This window comes from Geoalkalibacter subterraneus (assembly GCF_000827125.1).
In the GTDB taxonomy this organism is placed as follows: Bacteria; Desulfobacterota; Desulfuromonadia; order Desulfuromonadales; family Geoalkalibacteraceae; genus Geoalkalibacter_A; species Geoalkalibacter_A subterraneus.
In genome coordinates, this window is record NZ_CP010311.1 from 3,087,471 (window position 1) to 3,113,686 (window position 26,216).

The 26,216-nt window shown below is 59.7% G+C and carries 24 protein-coding genes; 9 read left to right on the forward strand and 15 right to left on the reverse strand.

The annotated features are described in order from the left end of the window. Positions 1-59 precede the first annotated feature (59 nt). Complete coding sequence (locus tag GSUB_RS14390; RefSeq protein WP_040201406.1) at positions 60-1,172, reverse strand: YeeE/YedE family protein; 1,113 nt, start codon at positions 1,170-1,172, stop codon at positions 60-62. A 262-nt stretch (positions 1,173-1,434) separates the two neighbouring features. On the opposite strand from GSUB_RS14390, the gene GSUB_RS19425 reads away from it, so the two are divergent. Then, positions 1,435-1,896, forward strand: coding sequence for a ferritin family protein (locus GSUB_RS19425; protein ID WP_040201407.1), 462 nt, complete (start codon positions 1,435-1,437; stop codon positions 1,894-1,896). A gap of 217 nt (positions 1,897-2,113) precedes the next feature. Here GSUB_RS19425 and GSUB_RS14400 read toward each other — a convergent pair whose 3' ends face one another. From GSUB_RS14400 to GSUB_RS14415, 4 genes are all read right to left on the reverse strand, one after another. After that, the gene (locus tag GSUB_RS14400; protein WP_040201408.1) at positions 2,114-2,506 is read right to left on the reverse strand and encodes an Hsp20/alpha crystallin family protein; all 393 of its coding nucleotides are present in this window, start codon (positions 2,504-2,506) and stop codon (positions 2,114-2,116) included. 44 nt (positions 2,507-2,550) lie between these two features. After that, positions 2,551-3,000, reverse strand: coding sequence for an Hsp20/alpha crystallin family protein (locus tag GSUB_RS14405; RefSeq protein WP_040201409.1), 450 nt, complete (start codon positions 2,998-3,000; stop codon positions 2,551-2,553). A 234-nt stretch (positions 3,001-3,234) separates the two neighbouring features. Then, positions 3,235-5,295 carry a transketolase gene (tkt, locus tag GSUB_RS14410; RefSeq protein ID WP_040201411.1) on the reverse strand — a complete coding sequence of 687 codons (2,061 nt, stop codon included), beginning with the start codon at positions 5,293-5,295 and terminating at the stop codon, positions 3,235-3,237. Positions 5,296-5,339: 44 nt separating this feature from the next. Beyond that, positions 5,340-5,630 carry a DUF362 domain-containing protein gene (locus GSUB_RS14415; protein WP_235269842.1) on the reverse strand — a complete coding sequence of 97 codons (291 nt, stop codon included), beginning with the start codon at positions 5,628-5,630 and terminating at the stop codon, positions 5,340-5,342. On the opposite strand from GSUB_RS14415, the gene GSUB_RS14420 reads away from it, so the two are divergent. Then, the gene (locus GSUB_RS14420; RefSeq protein WP_052464970.1) at positions 5,629-6,729 is read left to right on the forward strand and encodes a ribonuclease Z; all 1,101 of its coding nucleotides are present in this window, start codon (positions 5,629-5,631) and stop codon (positions 6,727-6,729) included. The two genes, GSUB_RS14415 and GSUB_RS14420, sit on opposite strands and share 2 nt — an antisense overlap. A 57-nt stretch (positions 6,730-6,786) precedes the next feature. Here the strand turns inward: GSUB_RS14420 and GSUB_RS14425 are convergent, their stop codons facing one another. Together GSUB_RS14425 and GSUB_RS14430 are read right to left on the reverse strand one after the other, a co-directional pair. Beyond that, a complete protein-coding gene (locus tag GSUB_RS14425; protein WP_040201413.1) occupies positions 6,787-6,966 on the reverse strand; it encodes a hypothetical protein in 180 nt (59 codons plus the stop codon). A gap of 212 nt (positions 6,967-7,178) precedes the next feature. Beyond that, complete coding sequence (locus GSUB_RS14430; protein ID WP_040201414.1) at positions 7,179-7,664, reverse strand: SHOCT domain-containing protein; 486 nt, start codon at positions 7,662-7,664, stop codon at positions 7,179-7,181. 409 nt (positions 7,665-8,073) lie between these two features. Here GSUB_RS14430 and GSUB_RS14435 point away from each other — a divergent pair, with 409 nt between their 5' ends. The 6 genes from GSUB_RS14435 (at position 8,074) to GSUB_RS14460 (ending at position 13,038) form a co-directional block, all read left to right on the forward strand. Further along, the gene (locus tag GSUB_RS14435) at positions 8,074-8,361 is read left to right on the forward strand and encodes an antibiotic biosynthesis monooxygenase family protein (RefSeq protein ID WP_040201415.1); all 288 of its coding nucleotides are present in this window, start codon (positions 8,074-8,076) and stop codon (positions 8,359-8,361) included. Between the two features lie 28 nt (positions 8,362-8,389). After that, entirely contained in the window at positions 8,390-9,943 is a 1,554-nt protein-coding gene (locus GSUB_RS14440) for an acyl-CoA carboxylase subunit beta (RefSeq protein ID WP_235269843.1), read from the forward strand. A gap of 58 nt (positions 9,944-10,001) precedes the next feature. Further along, positions 10,002-10,382 carry an OadG family protein gene (locus GSUB_RS14445; protein ID WP_040201416.1) on the forward strand — a complete coding sequence of 127 codons (381 nt, stop codon included), beginning with the start codon at positions 10,002-10,004 and terminating at the stop codon, positions 10,380-10,382. Further along, positions 10,375-10,827, forward strand: a complete 453-nt coding sequence (locus GSUB_RS14450; protein ID WP_040201417.1) for a biotin/lipoyl-containing protein — start codon at positions 10,375-10,377, stop codon at positions 10,825-10,827. The genes GSUB_RS14445 and GSUB_RS14450 overlap by 8 nt, the downstream gene beginning before the upstream one ends. A 108-nt stretch (positions 10,828-10,935) precedes the next feature. Further along, entirely contained in the window at positions 10,936-12,063 is a 1,128-nt protein-coding gene (locus tag GSUB_RS14455; protein WP_040201418.1) for a sodium ion-translocating decarboxylase subunit beta, read from the forward strand. A gap of 108 nt (positions 12,064-12,171) precedes the next feature. Further along, positions 12,172-13,038 (forward strand): 4Fe-4S ferredoxin, encoded by an 867-nt coding sequence (locus GSUB_RS14460; RefSeq protein ID WP_040201419.1) that lies wholly within the window; start codon positions 12,172-12,174, stop codon positions 13,036-13,038. Between the two features lie 33 nt (positions 13,039-13,071). Here the strand turns inward: GSUB_RS14460 and moaA are convergent, their stop codons facing one another. Continuing rightward, the gene (moaA, locus tag GSUB_RS14465) at positions 13,072-14,052 is read right to left on the reverse strand and encodes a GTP 3',8-cyclase MoaA (RefSeq protein WP_040201420.1); all 981 of its coding nucleotides are present in this window, start codon (positions 14,050-14,052) and stop codon (positions 13,072-13,074) included. Between the two features lie 282 nt (positions 14,053-14,334). Then, a complete protein-coding gene (locus tag GSUB_RS14470) occupies positions 14,335-15,414 on the reverse strand; it encodes a type IV pilus twitching motility protein PilT (protein ID WP_040201422.1) in 1,080 nt (359 codons plus the stop codon). Positions 15,415-15,581: 167 nt separating this feature from the next. On the opposite strand from GSUB_RS14470, the gene GSUB_RS14475 reads away from it, so the two are divergent. Then, on the forward strand, positions 15,582-16,559 hold the full coding sequence (locus tag GSUB_RS14475) for a thiamine biosynthesis protein (RefSeq protein ID WP_040201423.1): 978 nt from the start codon (positions 15,582-15,584) through the stop codon (positions 16,557-16,559). A 321-nt stretch (positions 16,560-16,880) separates the two neighbouring features. Here the strand turns inward: GSUB_RS14475 and GSUB_RS14480 are convergent, their stop codons facing one another. From GSUB_RS14480 to GSUB_RS14505, 6 genes are all read right to left on the reverse strand, one after another. Continuing rightward, positions 16,881-18,632, reverse strand: a complete 1,752-nt coding sequence (locus GSUB_RS14480; protein ID WP_158414098.1) for a S8 family peptidase — start codon at positions 18,630-18,632, stop codon at positions 16,881-16,883. Between the two features lie 28 nt (positions 18,633-18,660). Then, on the reverse strand, positions 18,661-19,935 hold the full coding sequence (locus GSUB_RS14485; protein ID WP_040201425.1) for a (Fe-S)-binding protein: 1,275 nt from the start codon (positions 19,933-19,935) through the stop codon (positions 18,661-18,663). A 258-nt stretch (positions 19,936-20,193) separates the two neighbouring features. Continuing rightward, complete coding sequence (locus GSUB_RS14490) at positions 20,194-21,576, reverse strand: FAD-binding oxidoreductase (protein ID WP_040201426.1); 1,383 nt, start codon at positions 21,574-21,576, stop codon at positions 20,194-20,196. Positions 21,577-21,623: 47 nt separating this feature from the next. Continuing rightward, the gene (locus GSUB_RS14495; RefSeq protein ID WP_040201427.1) at positions 21,624-23,165 is read right to left on the reverse strand and encodes a sensor domain-containing diguanylate cyclase; all 1,542 of its coding nucleotides are present in this window, start codon (positions 23,163-23,165) and stop codon (positions 21,624-21,626) included. Between the two features lie 36 nt (positions 23,166-23,201). Then, the gene (locus GSUB_RS14500) at positions 23,202-24,785 is read right to left on the reverse strand and encodes a sensor domain-containing diguanylate cyclase (RefSeq protein WP_052464972.1); all 1,584 of its coding nucleotides are present in this window, start codon (positions 24,783-24,785) and stop codon (positions 23,202-23,204) included. Between the two features lie 14 nt (positions 24,786-24,799). Continuing rightward, on the reverse strand, positions 24,800-26,074 hold the full coding sequence (locus tag GSUB_RS14505; RefSeq protein ID WP_040201428.1) for a nickel-dependent lactate racemase family protein: 1,275 nt from the start codon (positions 26,072-26,074) through the stop codon (positions 24,800-24,802). Positions 26,075-26,216 lie beyond the last annotated feature (142 nt).

The window sequence follows — 26,216 nt, forward strand, 5'->3', positions numbered from 1 at the left end:
CCGACAACCTCTCTTTCATCAGGACCGACCAACCCCGTCCTGAACGAAAAAACGATCTCTCAGGCCAGCAGGCGAGTGATGACTCTCGCCCCCAGCCAGGCCCCCGGGAAAAGCCCCAAGGTGAACAGAATACTGCCGATTGCCAGAATCGGCAACCCTCCCAGAACATGCCAGACATTGCAGCCGGGCGCAAGGCGCGATGCCAGTCCCATCATCACTCCTCCCGCCAGGGCCAGAAGATACTGATTCGAGGGCAGACGCCAACGAAAATGCCACTCTCCCAGCCGCACGGCCGACAGCGCTGAACCGATAAAAACTCCCAGAATCAGAGGATACTGCACCAGGGAGATACCGTCCCAGTGTGGCGAGGGCCCCCCGGCCAAAGGCATCGCACCCAGAACGGTACGAAAATCCATAGCAATGGTACTGAAATAATCCGGCACTTGGGCGGAATGGGGCGCTGCCAGCGTCACCAGCCATGCACCGACTTTTGTATAGGCGGTGGTCAGCCCCAGGGGCATGCCGACCAACAGTACCGACAAGGCACCGATCGTTCCCAGCGCCAAGGCGGCGTGCCAGGGCTGCAGGTAGCCCTGCGCATGTGCTGCACGGCGCAGGGTACCGTGCTGAAACCAGTAAAGGACCATGGCGAGCAGAAAAACCGCAGTGACTGCTTTGAACAGAAGCGCCGATACGCCGAGAGCGCCGGGAAGACCCCAGGAGGTCGACCAGGTGAGGCGTTCCCGCAGGGGTTGCCACCAGGGATGAATCCACCCGTAGATCATGCATCCCGATACGATCCCGCCAATGGCCGTCAAACTGGTTGCGCTGCCGGCTCCCGCCTTGTAAAGGGTTCCGAAGACGCAGCCGCCGGCCAGAACCATCCCGAAACCAAAAACAGCGCCGCCCAGCAGGTGGGTCCAACTGGCCGGCCCCATCATAGGAAAGGGCATCTCGGCGACCAGAGCGGATAGCCGCAGCGCTTCGAACAGCACCAGACCGACCAGCACTGTCAGGACAATCTGTCGCAGCATGAAGGTTGAACGAAACAGAAACAGGTCGCGAAAAGCTGAAGCCAGGCAGAAGTCGGAACGGTGCATGACCCAGCCGGCCACCAACCCCAGCAGCAGGGTGCCGCAAAATATCCCGATCTCCCAGGGACTGCCTATCATAAAACCGTCCGCTCGACAGAATGGAACCGAAAGTTTCTGCAGCCTGGCGGAATGTCCGGAATGTCATTGGAAGGACGCGCCGCTGACCGGCCCATCATCGTACACCGACGACTGCAGAAATCAACGGGCAAACTCGTTTGAAGAGTCAAGATCCCTCCGGGTTTCATCTGCAAGCCCGACAAAAGATGCTTTTCCATTGCATTTTGCCGCCCTTCTTTCTAAAATACGTCTAATTTTAACTTTCCAAATGGAGAAACTCTTTATGCAGGAATTTTTTGATATCTGCTCTGAGATCGAAAGCACCATGTGCCTGATCTACCGCCGCATGGCCCATGCCGTGCGCGGCAACGAGAAGCTTCAGGAACTGATGCTTCAGCTTGCCAAGGACGAAGCTGACCACGCCAACCAGGTGCGCTACGCCCGCGTGCTGCCGCAGTCGGAAAGTTTTGCCGGAGTCAAAATCGGCAAATCCCGCCTGGAGTTGCTGCTGCTCAAGGCGCAAAGCCTGCTGCGCGATCTCGAAAACGACCCGCCCACGGAAAAGCATGCGCTGCTCAAGGCCATCGAGCTTGAAGAAGAATTCATCGGCGTCCATGTCGGCACCGCGGTCGAATTCAAGGATGAAAAGCTCAAAGAACGTTTCAGCATGCTGGCGCGCGACGACGAAAAACATGTCGGAACCCTGCGGGCCTATTTCAATGCATTTTACTCCCCGGTGACCTGAAACTGGTCGCTATTAGATTAAAATATAATTTGTTTTTTTTAACCATCTAATTTTTACCAGATTTTTTGCGGGTTGACAAGATTTCATTCTCGTCTTCTTTCAGCCTTTTCACAGAAGCGTAAACAGCTATCACAATCTCATTCTGCTCATCGGCCACAAAAAAGGCCGCTTGCCCGATCCTGCAGCAAGCGGCCCTTTTTTGTTCAATTGATCACAATTAGTGAGTGGTGATCTCAATGCGGCGCGGTTTGGCGGCTTCACTCTTGGGCAGCTTCAAGGTCAGCACGCCGTTTTTCATGGAAGCTTCCGCCTTGTCGGCGTCAATGTCGCCTGGGAGCTGGAACTGCCGCATGTACGCCTCGGTGGTGAATTCGCGCAGCAGCTTTTCACCCTGAGGTTCTTCCTCGACCCGGCCGCGCAGCGTCAGCACATCCTGATCGATGTTGACGTCAAGACGATCTTTGTTTACGCCGGGCATATCGGCCAGAAAAATCCATGCGTCCTCGTTTTCGAAGATATCTACAGCGGGACGCGCGGTCCTTGTGCTGTCTTCATAAGGGCGCAGAGTCCGGTTTTCATCATGGCTGATGGTGAGATTTCTTTCGCTCATGGTACGACCTCCCTTCATCAACGGATCTTTCCTGAAATCTTCTATTACGAAGCTTTTACCGTAATCTTGCGGGGTTTGGCGCTTTCTGCCTTGGGCAGAGTCACCCGCAGGACCCCGTTTCGATATTCGGCCTTGATCGCTTCATTTTCAACCTCGGACGGCAACTCGATCGTCCGCAGGAAGCGGCCGCTGCCGCGTTCGTTGCGATGGCAGCTGGCATCTTTGTACTCGGATTCACGGCGCTCGCCGGAGAGGGTCAGGGTCCGGTTCATGACACTGAGATCGAGATCCTCAGGTTCGACGCCGGGGACCAACGCCTCAAGATAAAACGCATTCTCGTCCTCACGCAGATTGACCTGCGGATAATTGGCCAGGCCCAGACCCGGCAGGAAATCAGGGCTGAACAAACCGGCCGCCGGCCGCACCCCGCGAAACGCATCATCGATTTCCCTTCTCAGATTTTCCAGTTCGCGAAACAGGCTGTTGGTCAACATGGCAACTCCTCCTTGTTTTTATGGGTTGATTGTGCCGCATGCGGCGGTAAGCCTTGTGCTCTGGCGTATCTCACCCATCCATATATCAAGGCGCGTGCCATAATCTCCACCCCGAAACAATCCTAGAGTTTTCAAAAACTTATATGGACGACAAATAATCCCGATTTATTTTGCGACGTGACAGAAACGTCGCACTGCAAAGGGCTGCAACGTCGCAAACCCGTTGCGACACACTCATCCCTGCCCAGCATCGAGCAGCGCCAGGGAGCGCCGCTCGATTTCGTCGGCACTGAAACCGAAGCGCTGCAGCAACTCTCCACCCGGCGCGCTGGCCCCGAAGCGATCGAGACACAGGACATCGCCGTGCGCTCCCACATAACGGTGCCACCCCTGCCCGCAGCCGGCCTCGACAGCCAGGCGGGCCTCAACGGCGCCGGGCAGAATCTGCTCCCGGTAGTCCTCCGGCTGGGCTTCGAAAAGCTCCCAGGACGGCATGCTGACCAGGCGGGTGGCGATCCCCTGCGACTCAAGACGCTCACGAGCTTCGAGCGCCGCGTGCACCTCGGCGCCGGTCGCAATCAGGATCAGTTGCGGGTTTTCATCGGTCGCTTCCGCCAGGATGTAGGCGCCATGCCTCAAACCTCTGGCCGGTGCAAACTGCTGCCGGTCGATGACGGGCAGGTTCTGGCGGCTCATCACCAGCATCACCGGGCCGCCCCGATGCGTCATGGCCACCCGCCAGGCTTCGGCGGTTTCATTGGCGTCGGCCGGGCGCAGCACCACCAGGTTGGGCATGGCACGGAAGCTGGCCAGATGCTCCACCGGCTGGTGGGTCGGGCCGTCCTCGCCGACCGCCACCGAATCATGAGTCAGGACATAGGTCACCTCTAGTTCGCTGAGAGCCGCCAGCCGGATGGCCGGGCGCATATAATCGGAGAAGACGAAAAAGGTTGCGCCGAAGGGGCGGATACCGCCGTGCGCCGCCAGACCGTTGAGGATCGCCCCCATGGCATGTTCACGCACGCCGAAGGCGATATTGGAGGCGCCGTAGTCGCAGGGCCCTGCTTCCTTTCCGGGGGTGGAATCAAAATCACCCCCCGGCCCCTGGAAACTGCCCGCCTTTTTCAAGGCAGTCTTGGTCGAGGGATCGAGATCGGCCGAGCCGCCAATGAAATTTTTCACCTTGCGCGCAATGGCGTTCATCACTTCCCCACCGGCGGAACGGGTCGCCAGGGGTTTGGCATCGGCGCCATAAACCGGGATATCGGCATCCCAGTCGTGCGGCAACTCGCTCCGCATGGATCGGCCCCAATCTTCGCGCACTTCTGGACAGGCCTCGTTCCAGGCCGTCATCCGCTCGTTCCACAGGTGTTCCAACGCAGCGCCTGCTGCGATTCTCTCTTCACGATAGGCCAGCGCTTCATCGGGGAGATAAAAAGCCGGTTCGCGCGGCCAACCGAAAAAGTCCTTGGTTGCCGCCGTTTCCTCCGCCCCCAGCGGCGCGCCGTGAGCATCGGGGGTTCCCTGCCGCCCGGGGCTGCCGTAGCCGATCTGGGTGCGGACCATGATCAGCGACGGACGTAGCATATCCGCACGGGCCGCCTGGATCGCCCGGTCGATCTCCTCCAAATCGTTGCCATCCGATACCGGCAGCACCTGCCAGCCACAGGCCTCGAAGCGGCGCTGCACATCCTCGCTGAAGGTCAGCCGGGTGCCGGCCGCCAGCGAAATTTCGTTGTCGTCATACAGGCAGATCAACCTGCCGAGTTTGAGATGGCCGGCAAGGGAAGCGGATTCATAGGAGAGCCCTTCCATCAGGTCGCCGTCACTGCACAGAACATAAGTCCAGTGGTCGACCACGCACTGATTGCAGCGGTTGAAGCGTGCCGCCAGAAACCGCTCCGCCATGGCCAGGCCGACCCCGTTGGCAAAACCCTGCCCGAGGGGGCCGGTGGTCACCTCTACCCCCGGGGTCACACCCCGCTCCGGGTGTCCGGGCGCGGCGCTGCCCCATTGTCTGAAGCGCTTGAGTTCTTCCAGGCTCAGATCATAGCCGTTGAGATGCAGCAGCGCATAAAGGAGGGCGGAACCGTGCCCGGCGGAGAGTACGAAACGATCGCGGTCGCACCAGTCGGGGTTCTTCGAATTGAAGCGCAGATACCGGCTCCACAACACATGCGCCATGGGCGCGGCTCCCAGCGGCAATCCCGGGTGTCCGGATCCCGCCTTCTCGATCATATCCACCGCCAGCATGCGCAAGGTGTTGATGCACAAAGTATCGAGGTCGGTTTTCATTCTGTTTCCTCCTTGTCATTTTATGGCTTCCGGCAAACAGCTGATCAACTCTGATCGAAAGGGGATAAAACGCCCTCAATTGCGCCGGGCGGACAAACGGCACGGCAATGACCGCAATCGATACAGACATCGGAATCAATGTCATACCCTGCCGGCTCCCGTTCGACAACCGCGCCCACCGGGCAGATGAAAAAACACTGCCCGCAGGCGGTGCAGGCCATTGTGATCTGGTGGCTTCCCATTTTGCTCTCCTTGTCCCCTGACTGTTCCTTGTCCCCTGACTGTCTGTGCTGCATACTATGAGGGATTTCAACCACTGCCATAGGCTGGAGCATGATTCTCCCCTCAGTTTTCAAACAGATCGAGCCGACTTTCCATGCCGGCCTGCTCGATGATCCCCTGCTGCTGGTGCGGGTCCGCACCACCGGGCGCAGCCTGCTGTTCGACTGCGGCCCGCTGCATCACCTCGCCAAACGCACCATCAAATCGATCGACGCCATTTTCATCAGCCATGCACACATGGATCACTTCATGGGGATGGACGCCTTCGTGCGCCACAGCATGGTCTCGGGGCACGTGTACGATATCTACGGCCCGCCGGGGTTGGCCGCCCGCATGGAACGCAAGCTGGGGGGATACGACTGGAACCTGGCGGAGGATTTCTGGTCGGACCTGCGGGTGCATGAAATTCACCCGACCCACTTTGCCCGCACCCTGTTTTCCGGACGACAAGGCTACCGGGGAACTTTTCTCGGGCGTGAAGAACGCAGAGACGCGCTGATTTACGCCAACGGTCATCTGCAGGTTGAAGCTGCCCTGTTCGATCACAAAATCCCCGTGCTCGGCTTTCGCATCACGGAAAAGCCGGGGTTTCAGGTCGACCCACAGGAGCTCGAAACTCTTGGGCTGATCCCGGGACACTGGCTGCAGGAGTTGAAAAAGAACTATTACGAAAAAAAGCTCTATCTCCCGATTCGAATAAAAACCCGGGACGGCGAAAAAAACCTTACAGGTGAGGATCTCTATGGGAGAATCCGCAGAGAGTCGCCGTGCGCCTCCATCGGCTACCTGACCGATATCGGGGCCACCGCCGCCAACTTTAAACAGGCCGAAGAGCTGTTCGCCGACCTGAGACTGCTGATCTGCGAATGCAGCTATCTGCGCAACCACAAAGACAAAGCCCGCAGATCCTTTCACCTTTGCACCGACGACGTGCGAAGTCTGGCCGAAAAACTGCGCCCGCGCTATGTCCTGCCGATGCACTTCTCAAAGACCCACCTCAAGCACCCGCAGGATCTTTACCGCGAGCTGCGCCTCCCCACAGATGTCACCCTGCTGCAGTTGCCCCCTTATCAGACACCGCGCCCACTTCTGTGCGACGAGATTGAACCGCCGACCCCTTGGCGGGATCAGGGGGAGAGAGAAAGCAATTGATTTCCGTAAAAAAATACGGCGCCGTCTCCTACCGGGGGAACGGCGCCGCACATTTTTTCAATCTTCAAAATCCTCTTCGTCTTTGAAAGTAATCGTGTGCTTGGGATCGGAGGAAGGCGTGGCGCCGCAGCGGTCGCAGAACGGCTCGCCCAGAGTTTCATCTTCGAGAACCCGTTCATAGTTGAGCTCCCTGGGTTCTCCCGAACAACGGCAATACCACCTGCGGAAAACACTCATGGGGCAACCTCCTTTTAATTGGGTTCACGAAAATCCTGCTCAAAGGTTGATCCTATTCGATCTCTTCACCTCGCGGGGTCGTCACTCCCATGTCAAGGGTGTTTGGCGCCAGGGATGGCGCCAATCAAACGGCCAGGGATGGCGAAAAGTGCCCCTTGTCATGGAAGTGACGACCCCACGCTGAAGCAGTGACCTTCTTTGTTACGACGCCATCAGTCCTTGAGCAGGTCTCTTTTAAGCTTATCGTATTCCTCCTGGGTTATCAGATCTTTGTCGAGCATCAGCACCAGACGCGCCAGCTCACGACGGCGCACCGCTTCCGGATCCTCCAGCTGCGGAGCCTGTCCGCCCTCGATCGCAGTGGCCCCCTCACCCCACTGGCCGCGGTTGCCGAGTCGCACCGATGCGAGTCCACCCAGAAAACTGATCTCCACCGGCCGGTCGCGAAAAGCGGGATCGTTGAGAATGGTGCCGAGCTGCCCGCTGCGATTTTTAACTCGCCGATAAAAAAAGTAGCCCGAAAGGCCGATCAATGCCAGTCCGCCGAGAACAATCCACAGCATGTATTCCACCACGCCGCGGAAAAAAACCACAAGCAGGCCGAGCAGCAGCATCAGCAAGGCATGCAGGACCAAAATCATATAACTGGCGAAAATCCCTTTAAACAGGCCGCCTTCGTCCTTTTGCTGGTTCGCCATGAAACCCCCGTCACATACGTTTTTCGCTCGCATATTCTAAGCGTACAATCCTTGAAGCACTCGCAAAAACAGAAGATGGCTAAGCAAAAATTTCGTCCTGCAAGGCTTGGTGGTTTTTCAGGGGCGAAGGCATACATCAGGTATGTCGAGGTCCTGAAAAAACGCCGTAACGCCGTAGGGCGGACTTTTTGCGACGTCATCAATCCTTGATAATAACAGTTTTTACTGCGCGACTGGAAACCTTTTCCCCTCGCAGTCACGCATCTTCATCACCGCGTCTATTCACCGCCTCAGAAAACGCATTTCTCCATTTGCAATTCCCGCAATGATCTGTTAAGTATTGACATGGGTTTATTAAAAAAACATATAACCTGGTTTTTATTCCAACAACAGGTAGGAGGAGCCGCCCATGGCCGTCAAGATTATCATCGTACGCCGCGTCCCCCGGGAAAAGGAAGAAGATCTGCGTCCCCTGCTCCTGAAGATGCGTGCTCTGGCCAACACCTGCCCCGGCTACATCTCGGGCGAAACCCTCATAAATTACGACGATCCCGAGGAGCGGCTGGTGATCAGCAGCTGGCGTGCGCTGGAAAACTGGCAGGACTGGGTCGAAGATCCGCGCCGCCGGGAGCTGCAGTCCCAGGTCGATGCGCTGCTCGGCAGCGAAACCCTCTATTCCATCTACTACAACGGCTGAAGAGCTGATTATCCAGGGGAAGCAGACCATGAAAATGGAAAATAAGATCACCGAGCTGCTCGAAAAACGCCGCCAGGCCCTTGAAGGAGGCGGACGCAGGCGCATCGCGCAACGACACGCCAAAGGCTTGATGACGGCCCGCGAACGCGTGGAGTACCTGCTCGATGAAGGCAGCTTCGAAGAATTCGATATGTTCAAGACGCACCGCTGCCATCAGTTCGGGATGCAGGAGAAGCAATTCCCCGGAGACGGGGTGGTCACTGGATACGGCACCATCGACGGACGGCTGGTTTACGTCTTCTCGCAGGATTTTACCGTGTTCGGCGGCTCGCTTTCAGAAACCTTTGCGGAGAAAATCTGCAAAGTGATGGATATGGCCGTCAAAAACGGTGCGCCGCTGATCGGGCTCAATGATTCCGGCGGCGCCCGCATCCAGGAAGGGATCGAGAGTCTGGCGGGATACAGCGACATCTTCCTGCGCAACGTCATGGCGTCGGGCGTCGTTCCGCAGTTGTCAGGCATTTTCGGACCCTGCGCCGGCGGCGCCGTCTACTCCCCCGCCCTCACCGATTTCACCATTATGGTGCGCGGCCAGAGCTATATGTTTCTCACCGGTCCCAAGGTGGTCAAAGCAGTGACCCACGAGGATGTGGACGTAGAGACGCTGGGCGGCGCCGACGTTCACGCCTCCCGCAGCGGCACCGCACACCTGGCGGCGGATGGCGAGATGGAAGCCATCGGGCAGCTGCGGGAAATTTTCAGCTACATTCCGCAGAACAATATGGAACCGCCACCGCGGGTGGAGAGCGAAGACCCGCCCGAGCGCGAGAGCGAAGCCCTTGCGGCGCTGGTCCCGGAAAACAGCAACGAACCCTACGATGTCCGGCACGTGGTGGGCGAAACGGTCGACGACGGTCGGTTTCTCGAGTTGCAGCCCGATTACGCCCCCAACCTCATCATCGGCTTCGCCCGCTATGACGGCCGGTCGGTCGGCATCGTCGCCAACCAGCCCCAGCATCTGGCCGGAGTCCTCGACAACAGCGCCTCCGTCAAGGGTGCGCGTTTCGTTCGTTTCTGCGACGCCTTCAACATTCCGGTGGTGACCTTTGTCGACGTGCCCGGCTTTCTCCCCGGCACCGCCCAGGAATACGGCGGCATCATCCGCAACGGCGCAAAAATGCTCTACGCCTACGCCGAAGCGACCGTCCCCAAGGTGACAGTGACCCTGCGCAAAGCCTACGGCGGCGCCTACTGCGTCATGAGCAGCAAGCACCTGCGCGGCGACATCAACTATGCCTGGCCCACTGCCGAGATCGCCGTTATGGGGGCGCGCGGAGCCGCGGAAATTCTGCATGCACGGGAAATTGCCAAGAACCCCGATCAGGGGAGGGACATCCTGGCGGAGAAGGAAAAAGAGTACGCCGAAGCCTTCGCCAACCCCTATGCGGCAGCGCGGCGCGGCTACATCGATGCGGTGATCCTGCCGCAGCGCACCCGTTTTCGCATCTGCAAGGCGCTGAACATGCTCGAAGGCAAACAGGACGCCAACCCCCGCAAAAAACACGGCAACATCCCGCTGTGACCCTGTCCTTTGCAATCAGCCGCAGAACTGATGTTTTTACGGATCAAGGGAGTACAACATGAAACTGAGTTGGGACAATGTCATTGAGGGGCAGGGGCTGGGCATCACCCTGACCGGCATGCTGGTCGTATTCAGCGGGCTGGCGCTCATCAGCCTGTTTATCGCGCGCCTGCCGAACCTGCTGGCCCTGTTCGACCGCCTGCGCGGCGCGGCATCGGCCCCGACGGCCCCCACGGCAAAAGACAAGAGCGAAACCGGGCCCGATCCGCCCGATGACGAGGAGATCATCGCGGCGCTCACACTGGTACTGCACCTTGAAATGGAGCGGGCGGGGGGCGATCGGCAACGCATCACCATCCGCCGCAGGCCGGGACAGGGTTCCATCTGGAATTCCGCCGGTCGTATGAGATCGCTGTCCGAGGGAGGCCCCCATGCGTAAATACGAACTGACCCTGAACGGTAAATCGTTCCGTATCGAACTTCTGGACCTGGGCGCCGAAGAGGCGACCTTCGATGTCAACGGACGCGAGATCACCGTGACCATAGACCGGGTGGCGGAGGTCTTCAGCCATACGGAGGACAGCCGGACGATTGAGAATCGCGCATCCCGTGCTCCGTCCCCCGCACCACCCCAAACCAGATCTGCGGGTGCCTCCGGAGCCTCCGAGCCGGGCCGGGTGACCGCTCCGATCCCCGGCTCCATCCTGTCGGTCTATGTCAAGGTCGGTGATACGGTCGCGGCCGGCGAGCCGCTCCTCAAAATGGAAGCGATGAAGATGGAGAATGAAATCAATGCGCGCATCGGCGGCACCGTCACCGCGGTCAACGTGCAGGAGGGTGATTCCGTCAGCCAGGGGCAGGAGCTGGTCCTGGTTTCTCCTTAGTCATCAAACTGTTTAGTCCCGTGCACCCGCGGGCCCGTTTTACGGCAAGTCTTGTGCAGGAGCGGGGTCAATCAAAATCGCCACTTCTCTTCAAAGGGAGAGATCGTCATGGAACTGCTCAGCGACTTTTTCCAGAATACCGGCTTTATGTCCCTGACCTGGGGGCATCTGCTGATGATCATCATCGGCATTGTCTTCATCACCCTGGCGATCACCAAGGATTACGAGCCCCTGCTGCTGATCCCCATCGGCTTCGGCGTGATCGTCGGCAACATCCCCTCCATCGCCGGAATGCCTCTGAGCGTCTATGACGAAGGCAGCGTGTTGAGCTATATCTATTTCGGCGTCAGTCAAGGGCTGTTTCCGCCCCTGATCTTTCTCGGCATCGGCGCCATGACCGACTTCTCCACCATGCTGAGCAATCCGAAGCTGGTACTGCTCGGCGCCGCCGCCCAGATCGGCATTTTCCTCACTCTGCTCGGTTCACTCTATCTCGGGTTTACTCCCGCGGAAGCAGGCGCCATCGGCATCATCGGCGGCGCAGACGGCCCCACCGCCATCTTTCTCAGTGCCAAACTCGCTCCGCATCTGCTCGGTTCCATCGCCATCGCCGCCTACAGCTACATGGCGCTGGTCCCCGTCATCCAGCCACCCATCATGCGCCTGCTCACGACCGAACAGGAACGGCGCATCCACATGAAAGCACCGCGCACCGTCAGCAAGCGCGAGCGTATCATCTTTCCCATCGCCGCCTTCCTGATCTGCGCCATGATCGCGCCGGGCTCCATGGTCCTGATCGGCATGCTGTTCTTCGGCAACCTGCTCAAGGAGTGCACCGTCACCGACCGCCTGGCCAACACCGCCCGCAACGCCATGATCGACATCGTCACCATCCTGCTCGGGTTCTCCGTGGGCGCCAGCACCAGCGCCGATCACTTTCTCACCTCGCAATCAATCCTTATTTTCGGTCTGGGTGCGCTATCCTTCTGCGTCGCCACCTCAGGCGGCATCCTGTTCGCTAAGTTTCTCAACCTCTTTCTCACGGATAAAATCAATCCCCTGGTCGGCGCGGCAGGGGTCTCCGCCGTTCCGGATTCGGCGCGCGTGGTGCAGACCGTCGGCCGCCAGGCCGACCCGAGCAACTATCTGCTGATGCACGCCATGGCACCCAACGTGGCCGGCGTGATCGGCTCAGCGATCAGTGCCGGGATTCTGTGGACGGTGCTGGTGAAGTGACGCAAGGAAGGAAGAGCTGCGGGGACGCTGCCTTGACAGGATCCAAAAAACCGACCAAGGTAGTAGGAAAACGCCATCCACCTCAACCGATCATAGAGGAAGGACGCCATGTCACACCCGCAAATCTCATGGATCGAAAAGATCGTGCACGACTTCTGGCAGAACGCGCCGAGCAACAACCTTCATCTGAAAGAGCCCGAAAAAGCCTGGGCCACCCCCCATGTCGCCGTTGCGCGGGGCGATGACCCTTTTTTCCGCCGCTTCAAGGAGATGATCGGCCCCTTCTACTGGACCCCGGAGGAGGCCTTTGCCATGGCTCATCCGGATATCGCAATCCGGCCGCAGGAGCTGCGGGTGATCAGCTACGTCCTGCCCCAGACCGCACAGACCCGCGCCGACGAAGGGAAAGAGCAGACCCTCCCCGCGGAGCGTTGGGCCCGCTCCCGCTTCTACGGCGAGCAGTTCAACTGCGAGCTGCGGCTGCATCTGGCCGAGAAACTGACGAAGGCGGGATTTCCCGCCGTGGCGCCCGAGCGCCTGCCCGATTTCGCCTACCAGCAGTCACCCGGCCAGGGGCTCGCTTCCAACTGGTCCGAACGCCATACCGCATTTGTCGCAGGGCTGGGCACCTTCGGGCTCAGCGACGGCCTGATCACCCGCCGGGGCAAGGCTGTCCGCTTCGGTTCGGTCGTCGCCCGCATCGATCTGCCCGCCAGCGAGCGCCCCTATGGCGACAATCACCAGGCCTGGTGCCTGTGGCATGCGCGCGGGCAGTGCGGTGCCTGCGTGCGGCGCTGCCCAGCCGACGCCATCACCACCGTACATGGCCATGACAAGGATCGCTGCCGTCAATATATCCGCGAGGTCACCACTCCGCATGCCACGCAAACCTACGGGACAGGTGCGACCCCATGCGGACTGTGCCAGGTACGTATTCCCTGTGAGGATCGGATTCCGGCGGCGCTGCGCGCTTAGCGCACTAAGCGCGGTGAGGGGTGAGGGGTGGGGTCAGCCGCCGATGCCGTGCATGTGGCGTGGCCCCTGCTTGAAGTCGCTCTCGCCGATAAGATGCTTTTCAGGCTTTGCCGCGACGGCAGAAGCCAGCACGGCTTTGAGGTGAATGTCGTCATCGCTGCTGCGTAATACGGTCCGCAGGTCAAGTTCCTCTACCGAGAAGAGGCAGGGGCGCACCCGTCCATCCGCAGTGACGCGCAGGCGATTGCATTCGCCGCAGAAATGCCGCGACACCGCCGAAATCACGCCGATGCGCCCCAGCCCTCCGTCGTACCGGTAGAGGCGTGCCACACTACCCGGCCGTGAATCGCTGATCGGCTCCAGCTTTCCCTGCTCCGCCAGCGCGCCCAAGATCCGATCCGCCGCAAAGCGCTGTTTCTCACCGTAGTCCAGATCTCCCGCCACCGGCATGAACTCGATGAACCGCACATCCCAGGGATGCTTCAGCGTCAGACGGGCAAAGTCGGCCACCTCGTCGGCATTAACGCCGGCGATGGGCACCATATTGATCTTGAGAGGCGTCAGGCCATGGCGCTGGGCCGCCTCAAGCCCGGCCAGCACAGGCTCCAGACCTTCACGCCGGGTTATGGCAAGAAAGCGCTCCGGCCGCAGGGTGTCGAGACTGACATTGACGCGGGAGAGGCCGGCCGCTTTGAGATCGCAGGCATAATCCGCCAGCAGCAGGCCGTTGGTGGTGAGAGTGATTTCAGGGCGCCCCGGCAAGGCACTCAGGCGGGCGATAAAATCGATCACCCCCTTGCGTACCAGGGGCTCGCCCCCCGTCACACGGATTTTGCGAACGCCCATATCGACCGCCACCCGCGCAACACGCAGCATTTCTTCATAAGACAGAATGTCGTGATGGCTGAGATCCGGCACCCCGGCATCGGGCATGCAGTAGCGGCAACGCAGATTGCAGCGGTCGGTGATGGAGAGGCGGAGATAATCGATTTGACGGCCGAAAGTATCGCGCACGCTGAATTTCCTGTTCCAAGAGATCGCAAAAATACAGGGGGGAGAGCATTCACCTTGATGGGGTCGTAGCTCCCATGCTGTGCAACTGCTAAATGGCAAGCCAACAGCCCAGGATCAGGGGGTTGCACTCGCCCTCGCCAAGGGTGTTTGTCGCCAGGACGGCGACAATCAAGCCCCAGGGATGGGTTCATGCGTCCCTGGGCGAGGGTGAGTGCAACCCCCGGCCACCAACGCTGAATAACCCCACTTATAGCACGTCCGCCGACTACCGCGAAACCCCTGTTACGACCGCGGCGATTCCGCCTTTTTCTGCAGCATCGGTTCGAAAGTGCGCTTCTCCACCGCGCAGCGGTAGGCCTCCTCGACCGTCACCTTCTCCTGCTTGAGCAACTCCATCAGCCGATGGTCCATGAGCTGCATCCCCTCGCCGCGCGCTGTCTGCATGATGGAGGGAATCTGGAAGGTCTTGCCCTCGCGGATCAGGTTGCTCACCGCCGCATTGCCCACCAGGATCTCGTGCGCCGCGATGCGCCCCTTGCCGTCGGCGGTCTTCAGCAGCTGCTGGCAGATCACCCCCTTGAGGCTCTCCCCCAGCATGGTGCGGATCTGCTCCTGGGCGTCCTTGGGAAAGGCGTCAATGATGCGGTCGATGGTTTTGGCCGCCGAGTTGGTGTGCAGGGTGCCGAACACCAGGTGACCCGTCTCCGCCGCCGTCATCGCCAGAGAGATGGTCTCCAGATCGCGCATCTCCCCGACCAGAATAACGTCAGGATCTTCACGCAGCGCAGCCTTGAGCGCCGATGCGAACGACTGGGTGTGCTGACCGATCTGCCGCTGGTTGAGCAGCGACATCTTGTTTTCATGCACGAATTCCAGGGGATCTTCCAGGGTCAGGATATGCTCGCGCCGCGTCGTATTGATCAGGTCGATCATCGCCGCCAGGGTGGTGGACTTGCCGCTGCCGGTAGGGCCGGTGACCAGCACCAGCCCCTTTTTCAGGCGGGTCAGCTTGCGGATTCCTTCAGGGAGGTCAAGGTCGTCGGCGGAGAGAATCTTGTCGGGGATGATACGGAACACGCCGGCGATGCCGCGATGGGTGTCGAGGATATTGCCGCGAAAGCGGGCGATGCCCTCAAGAGGGTAAGCAAAATCGAGGTCGCGGGTCTCCTCGAACTGCTTGCGCTGCTCGGCGGTCAGTATTTCAAACAGCAGCACCTTCGCCTGGTCATGACTCAGCGGCGGATAGTTGAGCTGCTGCATTTCGCCGTGCAGGCGCAGAAGGGGCGGAGCGCCGGAAGAGATGTGCAGATCGCTCGCTCCCTGCTGTTTCATCAGTTTAAAAAGGGCATCGATTTTGGCCATGACGGCCTCCTGAATAGCGGGCTGATCGTGAAAATAAAATAAACTTAATATTCAACGATTTTCATCCCACTGTCAAGCTTCAACCTCGCCAAACTTGCTCAGGCCCGTACGCATGTGCTAGTCTTCCGCGCTTACACTAAATGACAGGACAATCCGGAGGAAATATCATGAGCAAGGCACTCGGACTTCTGTCCGGCGGTCTCGACAGCAGCCTCGCCGCCATGGCCCTCAAGCGCCAGGGCGTTGAAGTCACCTGCATCGCTTTCGTCACCCCCTTTTTCGGGGCCGGTCGCGCCCGGAAAGCCGCACAGCAGATGGACATCCCCCTGAAAATTCAGGATATCAGCGAAATTCATCTTGAAATGCTGAAAAACCCGCGCTACGGCTACGGCAAGAACCTCAACCCCTGCATCGACTGCCACGCCCTGATGTTTCGCCTCGCCGCAGAAATTATGGATGCCGAGGGTTTCGATTTTCTTTTTTCGGGGGAAGTGCTCGGCCAGCGCCCCATGAGCCAGAATGCCAACGCCCTCAAGGCGGTCGCCAAACACGCCGGCTGTCCCGACCGGATTCTACGGCCGCTCTCGGCCCGGCTGCTGCCCATCACTCCCATGGAGGAACAGGGCCTGGTCGACCGCGAGCAGTTGCTCGATATCCAGGGGCGCTCGCGCAAAAGACAGGAGGCGCTGGCAAAGGAATGGGGGCTCGAAGATTACCCGTCGTCCGGCGGCGGCTGCCTGCTGACGGAAAAATCGTTTACCGGCCGCCTGCGCGACCTGCTGACCCACCACCCCGAATGCACGCCCAATGATGTGGAGCTGCTCAAAGTGGGGCGCCAGTTCCGGCTGTCACCGCGCGCCAAGCTGACCCTGGGCCGCAATGAAAGCGACAATGACGCCATCCAGGACCTGCTGCGCCCCGGCCATGCCCTGGTCCGCGCGCGCGGCGTCGCCGGCCCCCTCGGCCTGGTCAGCGGCCGCCCCGAAGCGGACGACCTGCAGACCGCCTGCGCACTGGTGGCCGCTTACGGCAAAGGGCGTGACCGCTCGGAGCTGACGGTGGAGGTGCGCCAGGGGGATGAGGTATCGAACTTGGCTGTAGCACCGATGGACCGCTCACAAGCGCGGGAGATACAGGTGGAATAAGTCGCAGCTCTCAAGCTCCCCCACCCCGACCCTCCCCCGCTGGGGGAAATTCAGAGCTCCTCCCCCCAGCGGGGGGAGGTTGGGAGGGGGGAATTCAGAGCTCCTCCCCCCAGCGGGGGGAGGTTGGGAGGGGGGAAGTTTTTTCCCGGGTAAAAGTTTCAGGGACGCACAGTAAACGACCGCACGGCGCTCTCAACAACCTGTCCATCGGGCCTTTCCACTTCAACCTTCCAGAAGTAGGTTATGCCCGGTTCCAACTCGCCCAATGTCACCGATCTCGTCACGAACTGAGATGGCGTTTGCCCTTCAATGACATCCCCGTCACCTCCCCCCCCCTCCTCCTCCTCCTCCACCACCACAGGCCGGCATACCGAACCCCAACGCGATAACAATCAAAAGAGTCCGGACGATACGCCCGCTGCGCGTCCGGCGACGTGACAAGGGGGAACAGAGAAACAACCCTGCAGCTCCCGCCCACAACAGGGAGGTCGAAGAGGCTGCAGACGCTGTCACATTGGTCGCCTCGCTGAAATCGTCATCGGTCGCGATGCGCACCTGGGCGCTCAGCGGATAGCCGCGGGAATCATGCAGCTGCTCCCAGCGCAGCGTCACCTCCGGCCCGTCGACCATGGCGCCATTGGTTGGCGCCGCCAGCACCGGCGTCAGCAGATGATCGTAGGCCGCGGGCACATCGATCAGGCCATGCCCATAGCTGTTATCGGGCTCCGAAACACCAAGATCAACGGCGGACACCAGCAGAGCATCTTCGATTGCGGCCATGTCGACATCGGGAAAGGCGCCGCGCAGAAGAGCCAGGGCGCCGCTGAGGTGCGCGGCGGAAAAAGAGGTGCCGGCAACGGTCACATAGTTTGATACCGCAGTGGCATTGGTCGTCATAATCATAGTTCCGGGTGCCACCAGCTGCGGATAAACGCCGTCGTCACAGGCCGAAGGACCGCGAGCGCTGAAATCGGTCACACGCTTTTCATCATCGGTGGCGCCAACCGCCAGCACTTCAGGGTAGTTGCCGGGACTTTCGCTGGTGAAAGGATCAGGGCCGCTGTTTCCCGCTGCCGCCACCACCGCAACGCCGGCAGTTTTAAGCCCCTGAATCGCCCTCCGATATGTCTCGATGCACCGCTCTGGTTCAATACCATTTTGATCATCTTCAACAACAATTCCCCAGGAATTGTTGACGATATCCGCCGCATCTGCCGTATTGCCATCCTCGTTGGGGTCAAGAGTCCACTCCAGGGCTTTGATGATCTTGGAAGAGCTGCTTGTGTTGTCCGGCCCGAAAATCCGCGCTGCAATCCATTTGGAATCAGGCGCCATCCCGAGAGGAAGACCGAATTCGTCCCCGGCCACAATGATCCCGGTAACCGCAGTCCCGTGGCCCAGTTGGGAGTCAGGGCTTTCCGGATCCGCCTGGATAATCTGATCAAAGGGCTCAGGTGAGTCATCGTAAGGATCAAACCAGCCGACGTCGGCAGGGCCGCGCCAACGGGAGCCAAGATCCGGATGCTCCAGATCGACACCCGAATCAAGCACGGCCACCACCGCCCCTGCGCCGCTGTGCCCCATGTCCCATAATTCGTAGGCACCCACCTGCGAAATATTCCAGCCGTGAACAGGAAAAGAAAGACGCGGCTCAGGACTCAATTGCCGTGTTTCATCGAAGTAAAGCGTATCCACTGCCGGATGCTCGCTGAGCGCGGCCAGCGTTTTCGGATCGGCTTGCAATGCGATCCCATTGATCAACCAGAGTTCCGTGGCGTCTTCGATGCCGTACTTCCGCAGAAAACCCTCCAACTCCGCCCGTCCCCGCTGCGAGCGCTCTTTCAGCTCACGCACCAGAGAATCCCGATGCTTTCTTCCGAAGCCGCGCGCCTGGGCGACGAGCTCTTCGCTACGGGACAGCGTGGCTATAACCGGGATCTTCTCATCCGGCACCGATCGCGCCAGCACCGCCCGCAGTTGAGGCGCGACCTCGGCGGCCTTCGCGGAGACAGGCAGCGCGGAAACAGAAAAGACCACACACCAGAGAATTGCTGAAATAATCTTCGCACCCATCGCCATTGGCACTCCTTGACCGGAATCGTTATTCGCTTTTATCGCCTTTGGATAGATCCGGCAGCGCCTCCATCAGCAGTTCAAGCACATGCACCACACGCGCCTTGCCGCCGGCGTGGTTGATGCTGTCCTGCAGCTGCATGATGCAGCCCGGGCAGTCGGTGGCCACCAGCTCCGCGCCGCTGGCCCCGATATAGCCTGCCTTGCGCGCGCCGATTTTTTTGCTGGTGTCGTAGTGATACACCGAATAGGTGCCGCCCAGCCCGCAGCAGGTACCGGCTTCCTCCATCTCCACAAAGTCCACCTGCGGCAGCGCCTTGAGAATTTCGCGCGGCTCGCGGGTGATCCCCTGGGTGCGCAGGTGGCAGGGATCGTGGTAGGTAACTTTCTTTCTCTTCGCTGCTCTGGGCAAAGCCGCAAGTTTTTCCGGCAATCCGTGACGCGCCAGGAAAACGAAAATATCCGCGATGCGTTCCGACAGCGGCAGATACTCTCCGCCGAAATCCGCGTAAATTTTGCCGATGCCGGCGTTGCAGGAGGCGCAGGCGGTCACCACGTAATCCACCGGCCGCCGGGTGAGAGCGATGCGGTTGAGTTCGGCCAGCTTCTCCACCGTCTCCTGCGCCCCGGCACTCACCGCCGGCAGGCCGCAACAGCCCTGATCCTTGGGGATAATCACCGTAACGCCGACAAATTTCAGCGCCGCCAGCAGCGCCTCGCCGATGGCGGGGTACATGTAGTTGATGCCGCAGCCGGTGAAAAAAGCGACCGTCGGTTCACCTTCGCGCCCTTCGATCACCTCCGGCACCCGGTCGCGAAAAGGTTTGCCGGCAATGGGCGGCAGGGTGCGGTCGCTCTCCAGAAAGGGTGCCGGAAAGCGCAGGCGCAGGCCGCTGTCCTCCGGCAGCTTCTTGAACAGCAGCGAGGAGAACTTGCCGCCGGTCTTGGCCAGAAGATCCATCAGCTTGGGGCGCCCCAGCACCGCGGCCACGCCCTTGCCGAAACTCGACAGGCCTTTCTGCTCGGCGATGCGGCGACGCGCCGCCGCAACGATCTCATCGGTGGGCACCTTGTTGGGGCACTGGGCACCGCAGCTGCCGCACAACAGGCACTGGCTCATGTCCTCGAGCACTTTCTCCTCAAGGTCGATCTCGCCGTCGAGCACCGCCCCGGCCAGCGCCACCTTGCCGCGCGCCACCCGCCCTTCATGCTTCTCCGCGCCGAACACCGGGCAGTGGGCACGGCAGGCGCCGCATTTGACGCACTGTTCGATTTCTTCACGGAAGTCTTCGAGTTGTTTCATCTTAGGCATATTTTTTATGTGTCACTAAGACGCGAAGAACACGAAGAAAGTCAAAAGCTTCAACGGATAATATTTACTTGCACCCCTCCCCCCAGCGGGGGGAGGTTGGGAGGGGGGAATTCGGGACGCTGCCCAAAACCGTTCCCCCACCCTAGCCCTCCCCCGCTGGGGGAGGGGATAATTTTTTCTCCGCGCCTCTGCGTTGAAGCTTTTGACTTTCTTCGCGCTCTTAGCGTCTTTGTGGCCTCCTTATCCTTATCAGTTGTCGAGGAAGATCTTGCCGGGGTTGAGAATGTTGTTGGGATCGAGGGCCTTTTTGATCTTCTTCATATAGGCGGCCGTTTCCTCGGTGAGTTCGAGGGGGATGTAGGCGGCCTTGGCGATGCCGACGCCGTGCTCACCGCTCATGGTCCCGCCCAGCTCCAGCGCGCCCTTGAAGACCTCCTCGATCGCTCTTTCCGCTTTTTCCAACTCGCCGGGGATTTTTTTGTCGATCATGATGTTGACATGGATATTGCCGTCGCCGGCATGACCGAAGTTGACGATGGGCACACCGTGGCGGTCGGCGATCTGGTCAATCTTGCGGATCATGTCCGGAAGCTTGGAGCGCGGGACGCAGATGTCCTCGTTGAACTTGTCGGGGTTGACCTTGCGCAGCGAGGCCGACACCGAGCGGCGGATCTGCCACAGCGCCTCGCTTTCGGCCGGCGTCTCGGCGATGCGCGTCTCAACCACGCCGAGGGGCTTGATGATCTCGGCAATGCGCTGCGCCTGCTTATCCAGAAATTCACGGTCGCCGTCCACCTCGATGATCAGCACGGCGCGGGCCCCTTCAGGCACCTGCAGGTCGGTGGCCTGGCGCACGCAGTCGATGGTGCGCCCGTCCATGAACTCCAGGGTGGCCGGGATGATCTTGTTGCGCACAATAGTCGAAACGGCCTGGGCTGCACCGTCGATGGAATCGAACAGCACCAGCATGGTCTTTTTGGCCTCCGGCAGCGGCAGCAGCTTGATGACGATCTTGGTGATGATCCCCAGCGTGCCTTCCGAGCCGCACATGAGCTTGGTCAGATCGAGCCCCACGACCCCTTTCATGGTGGAACCGCCGGTCGTGATGATGTCACCGGTGGGAGTCACGATCTCCAGCCCGAGGATATAATCCTTGGTCACGCCGTACTTGACGCAGCGCGGCCCGCCGGCGCATTCGGCGACGTTGCCCCCCAGGGTGGAGAACTTGAGGGAGGCCGGATCGGGCGGATAGAACAGCCCCACCTTCTCCACCTCCTTCTGAAACTGTTCGGTCACCACGCCCGGCTCAACCACCGCCACCAGGTTGTCCTGGTCAATCTCCAGAATGTGGTCCATGCGCTCGGTGGTCACCACCATGCCGCCGCCGGTGGGCAGCGAGCCGCCGGTAAAGCCACTGCCGGCACCCCGCGGAAAGACGGGGATCTTTTCGGCATTGGCCAGTTTCATGATGCGGCTGATCTGTTCAGAGGTCGAAGGGTGCACGACCACCTCCGGCATGAATTTCTGCTGGGTGGCGTCGTAGCTGTAGCAGAGCAGGTCCGCTTTGTCTGTAGTGACATTGTCTTTGCCGACAACCTCACGCAGTGCATTGATGATTCGGGAATCAAGCATCGAGTATCTGTCCTTGTTTAAGATAAAGGGAAAGTCTAAATCAGATTCTACCGACAAGGTTCGAGGGGCGAGCACAACGCCTGCTGCTCCGGGCCTGACAAAATAACCACCCTGTTTTTCCCGCCCGATTTAGCCTTGAGCAGGGCCTGGTCGGCGCATCGCAGCAAACAGTCAACTCCCAGCCGGTCAGAGGCCGGCCGAATAGCTGTGACCCCGAGGCTTAAAGTGATCTGCCGGAAATTGCCATCAAAACAGAACTTATGTTCCGCAATGGAATGCCGCAATCTTTCGGCAAGACCCTCGGCCTCTTCCAGAGTCGTTTCCGGCAGGACAAATGCAAACTCTTCGCCGCCGTAGCGTGCAATCAAATCGTAATCACGCACCACTTTTCGGCAGACGCGGCAGATTTCCCGCAAGGCCTGGTCGCCGGCAACATGACCGAGGCAATCGTTAAGCGCCTTGAAATCGTCGACATCGGCAAGGATCAGCGCGAGGGAGTTATCTAAACGTGTGGCGCGACTGTGCTCACTACACAGGAAGGTCTGCATAAAACGCCGATTGTAGACTTCGGTCAACCCATCAAGGTGAGCCAGCCGCTCAAGCGAAGTGGTCTTGTCCAACAGATCACGGTTGGTCCGCAGCAGCTTTCGATTGCTCTGTTCATAAGCCAGATTGATCTCGCCCAGACGCTGGTTCGCCTCCTGAAGAATCTCCTCGATGGAGCGTTCGAGGTGAAGGTTCAACCCAAAATAGCCCGCCGCCTCATTGACTTCGTCGTGAATTCCGGCGCTCAGTTCGCGACAGGCTTGTGCATTAAAGTCAAGCAGCTCCTCAGCACGCCGTTGAAACTGCTCCTCATATGGACGCGGGTCGGCAGCAAAAAAAACTTCCGCCAGCACGGCGGCCAAATGACAGACCCGGATCAGACGGTCCATATTGGGATCATCCACTGCACGAGGCGGATCATGATGGTAGCGCACCGGTTGCGCAATCTGCGGCGGCAGCCGCCAGCGCCGCGCCGCTTCTGCACCGACTTCGGCATGGTCGACTCCCACCAAGGTCCGTTCGACCTCTACCCTCTGCAAACCGTGAACCTCCACCCGCAGGTCCACTTCACGCATGCGCTCCGGGAAACTGAGCTCCAGCAGCATTTCTCCCAGATTGCCGAGCAGACCGGCGATAAAAGCCTCCTCCGCACAGCTCGCGTCGCATCGCATTATGAGCTGACGGGCGGCCACCGCCGTCGCCAGCGAGCGCTCCCAGAACCGGGTGTAGTTGAACCCCTGGGATCTGCCCCGTTCTCCCAGGTCGATAAGGGAAAACGAAAGTACCAGGCTGCGCACCGAGTTGGTCCCCAGAACCGACACAGCCTTGTTGATCGTCCCCACGGGTGTGGAAAAGCCGTACAATGGCGAATTAGCGACCCTGAGAATCTTGCTCGACAAGGAGACGTCCTGCGAAATGACCCGCGACAGCTCGCGCAGGTCGGTCTCCTCTCCGGCAGACAATGTCAGCACTTTGGCCGCCACCGCCGGCAGGGTAGGAAGCGACTCCGCTGAAAAAATATGGTTGAGAATAGTATCCGTCATTTATAAAACCGCCCCTCTAAAAAAAATAACAACAATCTATCCCGGCCAGATCCGATCCAGCCAGCGGTTTTTCTCACCGAATGCCAGCACCCGGTTGCGCCCTTTGCGTTTGGCCTGCAGCAGCGCCTGGTCAGCCTGACCGATCAGCTCATCCGAGGTCGTCGCGCGATCGTCCGGCGAAAGAGTGGCGACCCCGAGGCTCAGGGCCACCTGGTAGGTTTTGCCGTCCTGCTCGAAGCGGGATTCCGCCACTTCCAGGCGGATTTTTTCGGCCACATTCAGTGCGGCATCAAGATCGGTTTCCGGCAGCACAACTGCGAACTCTTCACCGCCATAGCGGGCAATCAGGTCGTACTCCCGCAGAACGCGGGTCATCACCTGGCACATCTCGCGCAGGATGAAATCACCGACCTGGTGCCCGTGATGGTCGTTGAACCCCTTGAAATGGTCCACATCAGCCATGATGAGGCTCAAAGGGTGGGCGTGACGGCGCGCGCGGCTGATTTCCTTGCGCAGGGTGGACTGAAAGTAGCGATGGTTGTAAACACCCGTCAAGCCATCAAGGTTGACCAGCGCCTCAAGACGGCGATTTTTCTCCTGCAGCTCGCGAGTCAGCCTGTGCAGCTCCATCTTGGCTTCGGTCAGCTCGCGGTTCATCTGCTCGTAGGTCATGTTGATCTGCGCCAGCCGCGTGTTGGCTTCCTGCAGAATCTCTTCCACCGAGTGCTCTATATTCACCTGCATGCCAAAATAGCCCGCCACCCGGTTGACTTCGGTATGAACCCGCGAGGCGATGTCATCGACCAGCGTCGGATCAAGACCCAGCAGTTTTTTCGATTCAACGACAAACCGGCGATGGTAAACTTCCGGCCGGTCCGAGTAAAAAATGCCGGCCATCAGATAGGAGACATGCACCACCTTGTTGAGACGATCGGCCGCCTCGTTGCCACTCAGGTAGCTCTGCGGTTTGTGATGATAGGCGATCGGTGTCACCAGCGAAGACGGAAAGCCCCACTTCCGGGCAATCGCCTGCCCCAGGACGGCATGGTCGACCCCCAGGACACGCTGTTCAGCCAGCATTTCCTCACATCCCTGGTCAATCATCGCCCTGATGCGTTCACAATCTTCGGGGAATTCAATGGCCAGGATCATCTCCCCGATATTCTGCAGCAGCCCTGCGACAAAGGCCTCCTCACGTTGGGATTCATCGAGATACCCCATAATCAGGCGCGCCGAAACCGCCGAAGCCAGCGAACGCTCCCAGAATATTTTGTGATTAAAGCCCCTGCACGGCGTCCGGGTCAGGTTGAGCAGGGAGAAGGAGAGAACCAGGCTGCGCACTGCCTGAATGCCGAGAATCGTGACCGCCTGCTGAATGTTTCCGACCTTGGAGGACAGGCTGTAAAAAGAGGAGTTGACCACCCGCAGCACCTTGGCGGACAGCGACATGTCGTGGGAAATCAGCTCGGCGATCTCGCGTACCGTCGTCTCCTCATCGGAGGTGATCGACAACAACTTGGCCGCCACCGTCGGCAGAGTGGGCAGGGAATCGGAACTCAGCACGCGCTGAAGGATTTCGCGTCGGCTCATTTGTCCTTGCGGCTCAGCTGTTTCGCCCATGCCTGATCCTTTTCTCAGAGTCGGGCGGTCACCGGCAAGACGGTGCCGCCATCGGGAATGATTACGGTGAATGGGTTCTCGGGCAGATCAGACTGAGCCAGGTGCAAAGCCTCATCCAGATTTCGCGCTTTTTCCATTCCCATTTTCTCGGTTTCCACCGGGCCGAATTCGCTCACCAGAATCACGCGATGGGAGCGCGCCTTCATCAGGGTAGAATAGGCGGTCTGACCGTTGATTTCATAGCCGGAACGCAGCGCTTTTTCGAACGAGGCCGGATCGGTATACTGAAACCAGTCGAAAAAAGTCTTGTTGCCGAAACCATCGGCGCAGGCGGCCAGCAGAATCAGCGTGCCGCCGGGCCGAACCGCATTGACCCCGTAATCCAGTGCCTTGTGCGCCTGGATGAAATTGATGTCTTTGGGATAGCCCCCGCAGGAGACCACCGCAAGGTCGGCCGGCCGTTCCAGCGGCACGCTGTAGAGTTCGCGGCACAGCTCGCAGCCGGCAAGGTGGGCCGCTTCCAGTCCCCCGCAGAACACGGCGCTGATCTGCTTGTCGGGGGTCAGCACCGTATTGAGCAGAAAATCGGGTTCGACAAGGCGGGCGGCCTCCAGAATAGCTTCATGCACCGGGTTTCCGTCAAGCACGCCGGTCACCGCCCGCGGATGCTTGCCACCGACCTCCGGTGGATTGAACACGGCAAAATGAGTGGCCATGCAGGTTTCCCGCGACGCCACCCCGGGCACCAGCCCTTTGCGACCACCACCGAAGCCGGCAAAATAATGATAACCGACCGTGCCGGTGACAATCACCCGGTCGGTCTCAACCACGTGGCGGTTGACCGAAACCGGCATACCGCCGGCGGTGGTGCCGAGAAGTCTAAGCTCCGCCGGGTCGTCACACTCATGGTCGAGGATGCGGATGCGCCCGGACAGCGGGCCGAGAATCTTGCGGTGTTCGGCATCACTCTGCTTGCGATGAATCCCCAACGCTACAAGAACGAGGATGTCCTCATCGGCGACGCCGCACGCGTTAAGCTGTTCCACCAGAATCGGAAGATAATGCTCGCTGCCGGTATATCGCGTGATATCGGAGGTCACAATCGTGACCTTCTCGCGCGGGCGCACGATCTGATCCAGCGGCGGACTGCCCAGCGGTTGAGCAAGCGCCTCCCGCACCAGATCAGCGGCCGATATCCGCGGCGGTAAGACGCTCGGCGTGAGGATCCTTGCCCCGGGCAGATCGCAGCGGAACACCTCGTGTCCGTATTTCAGTTCGCATCTCGTCATAAATCGTTCCAAAACAAGATATTAGCACACAAAGAAGGTTAAAGGAACATTCATAAAGGTAGTTGCAAAGGCTTTTTGTCGCAAAGTTTGAATCTGCCAGCAAGGGTCCGGCAACGTCTCCTCGCTGCATCGCATCGGCGGA

Bases quoted from the DNA above. Each gene is read 5' to 3' on its own strand.
- GSUB_RS19425 (WP_040201407.1), top strand. From the start codon at position 1,435: ATGCAGGAATTTTTTGATATCTGCTCTGAGATCGAAAGCACCATGTGC.
- GSUB_RS14405 (WP_040201409.1), bottom strand. From the start codon at position 3,000: ATGTTGACCAACAGCCTGTTTCGCGAACTGGAAAATCTGAGAAGGGAA.
- GSUB_RS14495 (WP_040201427.1), bottom strand. From the start codon at position 23,165: ATGACGGATACTATTCTCAACCATATTTTTTCAGCGGAGTCGCTTCCT.
- GSUB_RS14500 (WP_052464972.1), bottom strand. From the start codon at position 24,785: ATGGGCGAAACAGCTGAGCCGCAAGGACAAATGAGCCGACGCGAAATC.
- GSUB_RS14470 (WP_040201422.1), bottom strand. From the start codon at position 15,414: ATGGCCAAAATCGATGCCCTTTTTAAACTGATGAAACAGCAGGGAGCG.
- GSUB_RS14480 (WP_158414098.1), bottom strand. From the start codon at position 18,632: ATGGGTGCGAAGATTATTTCAGCAATTCTCTGGTGTGTGGTCTTTTCT.
- GSUB_RS14390 (WP_040201406.1), bottom strand. From the start codon at position 1,172: ATGATAGGCAGTCCCTGGGAGATCGGGATATTTTGCGGCACCCTGCTG.
- GSUB_RS14425 (WP_040201413.1), bottom strand. From the start codon at position 6,966: ATGAGTGTTTTCCGCAGGTGGTATTGCCGTTGTTCGGGAGAACCCAGG.
- GSUB_RS14455 (WP_040201418.1), top strand. From the start codon at position 10,936: ATGGAACTGCTCAGCGACTTTTTCCAGAATACCGGCTTTATGTCCCTG.
- GSUB_RS14420 (WP_052464970.1), top strand. From the start codon at position 5,629: ATGATTCTCCCCTCAGTTTTCAAACAGATCGAGCCGACTTTCCATGCC.
- GSUB_RS14505 (WP_040201428.1), bottom strand. From the start codon at position 26,074: ATGACGAGATGCGAACTGAAATACGGACACGAGGTGTTCCGCTGCGAT.
- GSUB_RS14400 (WP_040201408.1), bottom strand. From the start codon at position 2,506: ATGAGCGAAAGAAATCTCACCATCAGCCATGATGAAAACCGGACTCTG.
- GSUB_RS14415 (WP_235269842.1), bottom strand. From the start codon at position 5,630: ATGCTCCAGCCTATGGCAGTGGTTGAAATCCCTCATAGTATGCAGCAC.
- GSUB_RS14435 (WP_040201415.1), top strand. From the start codon at position 8,074: ATGGCCGTCAAGATTATCATCGTACGCCGCGTCCCCCGGGAAAAGGAA.
- GSUB_RS14460 (WP_040201419.1), top strand. From the start codon at position 12,172: ATGTCACACCCGCAAATCTCATGGATCGAAAAGATCGTGCACGACTTC.
- GSUB_RS14430 (WP_040201414.1), bottom strand. From the start codon at position 7,664: ATGGCGAACCAGCAAAAGGACGAAGGCGGCCTGTTTAAAGGGATTTTC.
- GSUB_RS14490 (WP_040201426.1), bottom strand. From the start codon at position 21,576: ATGCTTGATTCCCGAATCATCAATGCACTGCGTGAGGTTGTCGGCAAA.
- tkt (WP_040201411.1), bottom strand. From the start codon at position 5,295: ATGAAAACCGACCTCGATACTTTGTGCATCAACACCTTGCGCATGCTG.
- GSUB_RS14440 (WP_235269843.1), top strand. From the start codon at position 8,390: ATGAAAATGGAAAATAAGATCACCGAGCTGCTCGAAAAACGCCGCCAG.
- GSUB_RS14485 (WP_040201425.1), bottom strand. From the start codon at position 19,935: ATGAAACAACTCGAAGACTTCCGTGAAGAAATCGAACAGTGCGTCAAA.
- GSUB_RS14445 (WP_040201416.1), top strand. From the start codon at position 10,002: ATGAAACTGAGTTGGGACAATGTCATTGAGGGGCAGGGGCTGGGCATC.
- GSUB_RS14475 (WP_040201423.1), top strand. From the start codon at position 15,582: ATGAGCAAGGCACTCGGACTTCTGTCCGGCGGTCTCGACAGCAGCCTC.
- GSUB_RS14450 (WP_040201417.1), top strand. From the start codon at position 10,375: ATGCGTAAATACGAACTGACCCTGAACGGTAAATCGTTCCGTATCGAA.